This window comes from Mesorhizobium sp. M0306 (assembly GCF_040321655.1).
Taxonomy (GTDB): Bacteria; Pseudomonadota; Alphaproteobacteria; order Rhizobiales; family Rhizobiaceae; genus Mesorhizobium.
Genome location: NZ_JAMYRY010000105.1, coordinates 1 through 1,019, shown reverse-complemented (window position 1 = coordinate 1,019; position 1,019 = coordinate 1). Strand labels below are relative to the sequence as shown.

Annotated in this window: 2 protein-coding genes; both read right to left on the bottom strand. The window is 59.0% G+C overall.

Annotated features, from left to right (window positions below; translation table 11 throughout):
* Positions 1–203: 203 nt before the first annotated feature.
* Entirely contained in the window at positions 204–686 is a 483-nt protein-coding gene (gene greA, locus NKI95_RS34295) for a transcription elongation factor GreA (RefSeq protein ID WP_352566317.1), read from the bottom strand.
* Positions 687–847: 161 nt separating this feature from the next.
* Positions 848–1,006, bottom strand: coding sequence for a VOC family protein (locus tag NKI95_RS34290; protein ID WP_352722270.1), 159 nt, complete (start codon positions 1,004–1,006; stop codon positions 848–850).
* Positions 1,007–1,019 lie beyond the last annotated feature (13 nt).

Sequence of the window (1,019 nt, the reverse complement as noted above, 5' to 3'; positions counted from 1 at the left end):
TCGGCCCATTACTCGCCCCTGAGTTGCCGCTATTAAGCGCAGAATGGGTGGCTCGCGGCAAGCTGGCAACCTCCATGTTACGGCGGCGGGTGTAACTCGCGCGCGTCACCTGACGGTGTACCAAACGTGACGGTGGCGGTTGACCGTGACGAAGTCACAGAACATGCCTGCAATTCGGTCGTGCGTCGTAGCCCGATGCCCAACTAAGAAATGGACAGGATCTCGAGTTCGCGCTGCCCTAGCTGGACAACGTCGCCAACGGTTTTGCCAATCAATGCGATGGCAACCGATGAACCGTGCGATATGGAAGCTTGAGACGGGTTGGCCTCATCCTCACCGACGATGCGGAAGGTCTGAGTGCGGCCATCATCACGCTCGAAGGTAACGGTGTGGCCGAAGGCGATCACTTCATTAGACGTCGGCACCGACATAAGCTGAGCCGTACGGACGCGTTCGGCATAATAGCGCATATCTCGAACCGGAACCGCCGACTGCCGTCGCCTCTCGTTGACATCTTCCAGCGCGTTAGCGGCCTCGAGGGCCTGCTGAGCGCGAGCCAATTCATCCTGCAGCATCTTGAGGCCCGCGTCCGTGACGAGGTTGATCCGACCGGAGATAGGGCGAGCCGGCAGGATGGTTTCCGATGCTGTCTCGGCGCTTTCCTCCTTGGCAAATGCTACGCTCAATTGGTCGGGACTCCGTGTCGAACACCGTCGCCGGGGTGGATTCCGGCTCGTCCGCTTTTGATCAAAGACGGCAGAAATCTGTCGTCGGTGGCGGAACGCGACATGACCATGAGCAGACGCATCAAAACCAACCGCCCGCCGTCACCAGCTCTACGTCAGGCTCAGTCCTTTTTGAACTCGAATAGCTCGATGACGTTGCCCGATGGATCTTCGAGCAAGATGGCGCGACCGGCACCGCCGTCGCTGATTTCGCCGCGGAATCTTGCATCAGCCCGGCGCAACCGCTCAATAAGGACATCGACCTCGTTCGTAACGATCATAAATCGGTTCCAC

Excerpts from the sequence above, each read along its gene's own strand:
- NKI95_RS34290 (WP_352722270.1), bottom strand. The coding sequence starts at position 1,006 with ATGATCGTTACGAACGAGGTCGATGTCCTTATTGAGCGGTTGCGCCGG.